The sequence below is a fragment of the Actinotalea sp. C106 genome, assembly GCF_023630195.1.
Lineage (GTDB): Bacteria > Actinomycetota > Actinomycetes > Actinomycetales > Cellulomonadaceae > Actinotalea.
In genome coordinates, this window is sequence record NZ_JALPKN010000472.1 from 1 (window position 1) to 1,515 (window position 1,515).

The window sequence follows — 1,515 nt, forward strand, 5'->3', positions numbered from 1 at the left end:
GCACCGGGGCGGGCCAGGACCGTGGCAGCAGCGGCCCCTGACCAGCGGTCCGCTCCCGAACGGCCCGCAGCAGCACGAGCACGGCCAGCAGTGCCACCCCGCCGACCCCCAGCCGGACCGACGCCACCGCGACCGGGGGCAGCCCGCCGACCTCGGCGAGCCTCGCCCCCGCCACCCCGCCCGACCCCCACAGCACCGCACCCACGAGGACGAGGACGAAGCCGGCGCCACGCCTGGTCGCCTCCGCCGTCGGCGGGCCGACCACCGCGTCTCCTGCACTCACGGTCGGGGGCCTGCCAGGTGCGTCGCGAGGGTCCCGGCGAGATCTCCGGGGGCCTCCGGGAGCACCCGCACGAGGTCCAAGGACAGCCAGGAGGCCATCTCCTCGAGCTCGGCGGCGAGCTCGGTGGCGACCAGGCCGAGCTCGTGGCCGGATCCTGGCTCGGCGAAGGCCGACCGAACCTCGAGGACGCCCGCGGACCGGTCGGCCCGCAGGTCCACGCGCGCGGCCATCGTGGAGCCGAGCAGGAAGGGCAGCACGTAGTACCCGTGCACCCGCCGGTGGGCCGGCACGTAGATCTCGATCCGGTACCGCATCCCGAAGAGCTCCTCGAGCCGACGACGCTCGAAGACCAGCGGGTCGAAAGGGCTGAGCAGAGCGCGACCCGAGGCGCGGCGCGGCACGGTGGCGTCGCGGTGCAGGTAGACGGCCCGACCCCAGCCCTCGATGCTCACCGGCACGAGCACGCCCCCCTCGACGAGGTCGGCGACGGCCGTCCGGATCGCGGCCGGTCGCTTGATCCGGAAGTAGTCCGCGAAGCAGCGCAGCGTCCCGATCCCGTGGGCGCGGGCCGCCATCGCGACCAGCTCACGGATCGCGTCCTGCTCGCTCGGCTCGGGCTGGGCGAGGGCCTCGGTCGGCAGGACGCGCTCGGTCAGGTCGTAGCAACGCTCGAAGGCCGCGTTGCGGCGGGCCGCGGTGAGCTCGCCGGTGAAGAACAGGAATTCGAGCACCCGCTTGGCGACCGTCCAGTTCCACCCCCAGTCGGTCTGCTGCCGAGGGTGTTCGGCCGCGTACCGGGCGTGCACCTCCCGGGCCGTGACCGGCCCCTCGGCCGTCACCAGGGCTCGGATCTCGGCGAGCACCGCGGCATGCTGCAGCGGGACCTCGCGGATGGTGCCCCAGGCCTGGTCCCGGTAGGCCCGCTGGCGCCACCCCTGCAGCCGGTAGGTCCGTGGGGCGACGAAGGACGCCTCGTGGGCCCAGCACTCGACCAGACGCCGGGGGGACCGGCCCGCGGCACGGTCGAGGAGCCCGGTGTCGTACGCCCCGAGCCTGGAGTAGGCAGGCATGAGGTGGGCCCGGGCCAGGACGTTCACCGAGTCGATCTGCAGCAGGCCGAGCCGGTCCACGACCTGCTGGAAGCCGCGCATCGTCGGCGAGGCGCCCGGGCTCCGGGGCCCGGCGAGGCCCTGGGCGCGCAGCGCGACCCGCCGCGCCTGCTCCAGGGTGAG

Annotated in this window: 1 protein-coding gene and 1 pseudogene; both read right to left on the reverse strand. The window is 75.1% G+C overall.

All coding sequences use genetic code 11. From position 1 onward, the window contains the following. A pseudogene (locus L0B03_RS17720) lies at positions 1-265 on the reverse strand (hypothetical protein); the annotation flags it as partial. Positions 266-279: 14 nt separating this feature from the next. Then, positions 280-1,515, reverse strand: a 1,236-nt coding sequence (locus L0B03_RS17725) for a winged helix-turn-helix domain-containing protein (RefSeq protein ID WP_250448317.1), incomplete at its 5' end; no start/stop codon positions are given.